This is a genomic window from Vreelandella arctica, assembly GCF_037070215.1.
Lineage (GTDB): Bacteria > Pseudomonadota > Gammaproteobacteria > Pseudomonadales > Halomonadaceae > Vreelandella > Vreelandella arctica.
The window spans coordinates 1-5,551 of the sequence record NZ_JBANSN010000066.1 but is presented as its reverse complement, the minus strand read 5'-3'; the positions used below and the strand labels follow the sequence as shown (position 1 = coordinate 5,551).

At 57.3% G+C, this 5,551-nt stretch carries 5 protein-coding genes; 4 read left to right on the top strand and 1 reads right to left on the bottom strand.

The window, feature by feature from the left end:
• From V8L70_RS22395 to katG, 4 genes are all read left to right on the top strand, one after another.
• Window positions 1-88: IS3 family transposase (locus V8L70_RS22395; RefSeq protein WP_336270183.1), on the top strand; the 88-nt coding region annotated here is incomplete at its 5' end.
• A 121-nt stretch (window positions 89-209) separates the two neighbouring features.
• Window positions 210-1,973 carry an ABC transporter transmembrane domain-containing protein gene (locus V8L70_RS22390; protein ID WP_336270659.1) on the top strand — a complete coding sequence of 588 codons (1,764 nt, stop codon included), beginning with the start codon at window positions 210-212 and terminating at the stop codon, window positions 1,971-1,973.
• 31 nt (window positions 1,974-2,004) lie between these two features.
• Window positions 2,005-3,009 (top strand): aldo/keto reductase, encoded by a 1,005-nt coding sequence (locus V8L70_RS22385; protein ID WP_336270658.1) that lies wholly within the window; start codon window positions 2,005-2,007, stop codon window positions 3,007-3,009.
• A gap of 225 nt (window positions 3,010-3,234) precedes the next feature.
• A complete protein-coding gene (gene katG, locus V8L70_RS22380) occupies window positions 3,235-5,388 on the top strand; it encodes a catalase/peroxidase HPI (protein ID WP_336270656.1) in 2,154 nt (717 codons plus the stop codon).
• Window positions 5,389-5,463: 75 nt separating this feature from the next.
• Here the strand turns inward: katG and V8L70_RS22375 are convergent.
• Window positions 5,464-5,551, bottom strand: an 88-nt coding sequence (locus V8L70_RS22375; protein WP_336270183.1) for an IS3 family transposase, incomplete at its 5' end; no start/stop codon positions are given.

The window sequence follows — 5,551 nt, the reverse complement described above, 5'->3', positions numbered from 1 at the left end:
TATCCATTACTATAACCACGAGCGTATTAAGACCAAACTAAAAGGCCTGAGTCCGGTGCAGTACCGGAATCAGGCCTTGGCCGCTTAGTTGTTCACTGTCCAAGTTTATGGGGTCAGTTCAGAGATCGCGGGCTTTTTTGATTCTGTGCATGGCAATGGCACTCCTGCTATGGTCGAGTACTGCCTCTCTTTGTTGAGCATTTATTTCCATGAATCAACGCCCTAACCCCCGCGTGCTGTTGCGCTTGCTGGGGCTGCTACGTCCTTATCGGCTACGTTTGGCCCTGGCGGGTCTGGCGCTGTTATTGGCCTCAGGCAGCGTACTGCTGCTAGGCAACGGGCTGCGGTTAGTCATTGATCGCGGCTTTTTAGATGCCGATGCACAGGCGCTAGGCCAAGCGCTGGTGTTGATGCTGGTGGTAGTAACGGTGTTGGCGTTCGCTTCCGCGCTGCGTTACTACCAAGTGACCTGGATTGGCGAGCGTTTGGCTGCCGACTTGCGCCAGCGGGTGTTCGATCATTTACTCACCCTGGAGCCCAGCTTTTTTGAGAGCGCAAGCGACGGCCGTGCCGCGGGGGAAATAGCCTCACGATTAACCGCGGATACCAGCGTACTGCAGAGCCTGTTTGGCTCTTCGGTCTCGCTGGCGCTGCGCAATCTGGTCATGCTGGTGGGGGCGGTGGTGTTAATGCTGGTGACGCAGCCGTGGCTCTCGGCGATGGTGTTGATTGGCATCCCCGCCACGCTGTTACCGATTGTGTGGTACGGCCGCCGGGTGCGGCGACTGTCCCGCACCAGCCAGGACCGTGTGGCCGAACTGGGCCGCTATGCCGAAGAGGCGCTGAGCGGTATTCGAACCCTTCAGGCGTTTACCCACGAAGCGGCGGATAAAACCCGCTACGGTCAGCGCGTGGAGCAGGCATTCGGCAGCGCCGTCGAGCGCACCCAGCAACGCGCCTGGTTGACCGGTATTGCCATGTTGGTGGTGTTTGCCGCGGTGGGGTTGATGCTCTGGCAGGGTGGACAGGCGGTGTTAGATGGCTCCATGAGTGCGGGCGAGCTGTCGGCGTTTATTTTTTATGCCGTGCTGGCAGCGGGGGCTATCGCCACCTTGGCTGAAGTCGCGGGAGATGTGCAGCGTGCGGCAGGGGCGGCGGAACGCTTATTGGAGCTGCTCGATACTCAGCCCGCTATCCAGTCACCGGCGAATCCCCATCACCTACCGATGCCATCAAAAGGTGACATCGTGCTGGAGAGCGTCAGCTTCACCTACCCCGGCCGGGAAACGCCAGCGCTCGACGGCTTTGATCTGCATATTCAGCCGGGAGAACGGGTAGCGGTGGTGGGCCCATCAGGCGCGGGTAAAAGCACCCTGTTGGCACTGCTGCTGCGCTTTTATGACCCCAGCCAAGGGCGTATAACGCTGGATGGGATCGATGTCCGTGACTTAGACCTTGCTGCATTACGGCGCGCCATGGGGTTGGTAGCCCAGGAGCCGGTGCTGTTTAGTGGCTCGGTGGCCGATAATCTTCGCTATGGCGATCCTGAAGCTAATAGTGAAAGGCTGCGCATCGCCGCTCAGGATGCCAGCGCCCTCGACTTTATTGAAGCGCTGCCCCAGGGCTTTGATACGCCTCTTGGCCCTGGCGGAGTACAGCTTTCCGGTGGCCAGCGTCAGCGGCTCGCTATCGCCCGAGCGCTGCTCAAAAATCCGACGGTGCTGCTGCTGGATGAAGCCACCAGCGCCTTGGATGCGGAAAGCGAGCGGCTGGTACAGCAGGCGCTGGATCGGCTGATGGTGGGGCGCACCAGTATTGTGATCGCCCATCGGCTCGCCACCGTTATTGCTGCCGACCGCTTGCTAGTGCTTGATGGTGGAAAGCTAATCGCGGCGGGCACCCACGACGAATTGATCACCACCAGCCCACTCTATCGCCACTTAGCTGCGCTGCAGTTTGGCGGTGAAAGATGATGAAACTATTTTGTTAACGCCAGGAGTTGCTATGACGAGTTTTTTCCAACGCCTTAATGCTGTTAATGCCCCGTCTATTGGCCTGGGCTGTATGAACCTCTCCCACGGTTATGGCAGCATCGTGCCTGAAAACGCGGCCATACGAGCGTTGGATGAGGCGTTTGAGATGGGCTATCGCCACTTTGACACTGCCACCCTGTACGGCGCCACAGCCAATGAGAAAGTGGTCGGGCGCGCTTTGGAGGGCAAGCGGAATCAGCTCTTTCTGGCCAGTAAATGCGGCATGGCTATGGACCCTGAGTCAGGCAAACGCGTTATTGACGGCCGCCCGGCAACACTGCGCAAACAGTGCGAAGCAAGCCTTGCGCGCCTGCGTACCGATCATTTGGATCTCTACTACCTGCACCGCTTGGATCGCCAGGTCCCCATTGAAGAGAGCGTCGGCGCGCTAGGGCGCTTGATGGAAGAGGGCAAAATTGGAGGCGTGGGGTTGTCGGAAATTTCTGCGCTAACATTGCGCCGTGCGGCAGCTGAATATCCTATCGCCGCCGTGCAGTCGGAATACTCGCTGTGGACGCGCAACCCTGAAATCGCCCTGATCGATGCGTGCCGAGAGGTGGGCGCGGCCATGGTCGCATTTAGTCCTCTGGGGCGAGGCTTCTTGACTGGCGCCATTCAGGATCCAGCGCGCCTTGAAGAGGGCGATATGCGCCGTAACATGCCGCGCTTCAGCACCGACAACTACCCGCATAATATCAAATTATTTGAACGCCTTGCGGCGCTGGCGCAGGCCTTCAGCGTGACGCCGGGGCAACTGGCGCTGGCATGGCTGAAGGCCAAAGGCGACGATATTATTCCTATTCCGGGAACTCGCTCACCTGACCACATGCGCGAAAATTTAGCCGCGGAAACCCTGCGCCTTGATGTCACCACAATGCAGCAGTTGGATGCCATGATGACGCCAGACCAGGTCGCAGGGGCTCGCTATAGCGAGGCGCAGCAAGCGGATATCGACACCGAAGAGTTTACTGGTTAGTTAGATGAAGTAATGCGTGATGGGTAAAAGCTATTGGAGCAGTCGCAAAAAGTAAATTGTGGCTATAAGGGAAGTGGTTTAAAACAGTACCAAGTTTATGATGCGTCCCTGCTAGTGCGAACGGCCATGTAAAGGACGCTCAACGTCAGTTGACTTGGTAGCGAGAAAGCGAGCACCACCAAGAAAAAAGCAACTAAGACAAAATGTAGTGAGAGGGAGAGAGCTATGAGTGGTAAATGTCCTGTAATGCATGGTGGTAATACCTCCACGGGCACGTCTAATAAAGACTGGTGGCCGGAAGGGATTAACCTGGATATCTTGCACCAGCAAGACCGCAAATCAAACCCGATGGATGCCGATTTTGACTATCGGGAAGAGGTCAGAAAGCTCGATTTTGACGCGCTTAAGCAAGACGTCCACGCGCTGATGACTGACAGCCAATCGTGGTGGCCAGCTGACTGGGGTCACTACGGCGGTCTAATGATCCGCATGGCATGGCACTCTGCTGGCACCTACCGTCTGGCCGACGGTCGTGGCGGCGGCGGTACCGGTAGCCAGCGTTTTGCACCCCTCAACTCCTGGCCGGATAACGTCAGCCTTGATAAGGCGCGTCGTCTACTGTGGCCAATCAAGAAGAAGTACGGCAATAAAATTAGCTGGGCCGATCTGATGATCCTGGCCGGTACCGTTGCCTATGAATCCATGGGGCTGCCTGCTTACGGCTTCTCGTTTGGCCGTGAGGATATCTGGGAACCCGAAAAAGATATCTACTGGGGCGATGAGAAAGAGTGGCTGGCGCCTTCTGACGAGCGCTATGGCGATGTTGAAAAGCCAGAAACCATGGAAAACCCGCTTGCTGCGGTTCAGATGGGGCTTATCTACGTCAACCCGGAAGGCGTTAACGGTGTGCCCGACCCGCTGAAAACCGGTCAGCAGATTCGCGAAACCTTTGCCCGCATGGCAATGAATGACGAAGAGACGGCTGCCCTTACTGCCGGTGGCCACACCGTGGGTAAGTGCCACGGTAACGGCGACGCGGCAGCGCTGGCGGCTGAGCCAGAAGCCTCTGATGTTGAGAACCAGGGCTTTGGCTGGGGCAACCCGACCATGGGTGGCAAGGCGAGCAATGCCGTTACATCGGGCATTGAAGGTGCCTGGACCACTCACCCCACCAAGTTCGACATGGGCTATTTCGACCTGTTGTTCGGCCACGAGTGGGAACTGCGCAAAAGCCCGGCCGGTGCTCACCAGTGGGAACCTATCGACATTAAGGAAGAGGATAAGCCGGTTGACGCCAGCGACCCCTCCATTCGCCACAATCCGATCATGACCGATGCGGATATGGCCATGAAGGTGGATCCGACCTACCGCGCCATTTGTGAAAAATTCATGGCGGATCCGGAGTACTTCAAGAAGACCTTCGCCAAGGCGTGGTTCAAGCTGACTCACCGTGACCTAGGTCCGAAAGCACGCTACATTGGCCCGGAAGTGCCCGCTGAAGACTTGATCTGGCAGGATCCGATTCCGGCTGGCAGCACCGACTACAGCGAAGAAGTGGTTAAGCAGAAAATCGCCGACGCTGGCCTGAGCATCAGCGATATGGTTAGCACCGCGTGGGACAGCGCCCGCACCTACCGCGGCTCTGATATGCGCGGCGGTGCCAACGGTGCGCGCATTCGCTTGGCGCCCCAGAAGAATTGGGAAGGCAACGAGCCTGCGCGTCTCGCCAGCGTCTTAGCCGTGTACGAGAAAATTTCTGCTGACACCGGCGCTAGCCTTGCCGACGTCATCGTTCTGGCCGGCAGTGTAGCGATCGAAAAAGCCGCTAAAGCCGCAGGCTATGACGTTCGCGTACCTTTCTTGAAAGGCCGTGGCGATGCTTCTGCCGAGATGACTGACGGCGAATCCTTCGAGCCGCTAGAGCCGCTGGCCGACGGTTTCCGCAACTGGCAGAAGAAAGACTACGTCGTGAAGCCGGAAGAGCTGCTGCTGGATCGCGCTCAACTGATGGGGCTAACAGGGCCTGAAATGGTGGTATTACTCGGCGGCATGCGTGTGCTGGGCACCAATTACGGCGGCACCAAGCATGGCGTATTCACTGACCGTGAAGGCCAGTTGACCAACGACTTCTTCGTCAACCTGACCGATATGGGCAACACCTGGAAGCCAGTGAGTAAAAACACTTACGAGATCCGCGATCGTCAAACGGATGCCGTTAAGTGGACCGCTTCTCGCGTTGACCTGGTGTTCGGTTCTAACTCGCTGCTGCGTTCCTACGCGGAAGTCTACGCCCAGGACGATAACGACGAGAAGTTTGTTAAAGACTTCGTCGCCGCCTGGACGAAAGTGATGAACGCGGACCGCTTTGATGTCGCGTAAGCACTAAACACGTTAGTGCTAGCAAATAACCCGCATCCCAGGTGAACTGACCCCATAAACTTGGACAGTGAACAACTAAGCGGCCAAGGCCTGATTCCGGTACTGCACCGGACTCAGGCCTTTTAGTTTGGTCTTAATACGCTCGTGGTTATAGTAATGGATA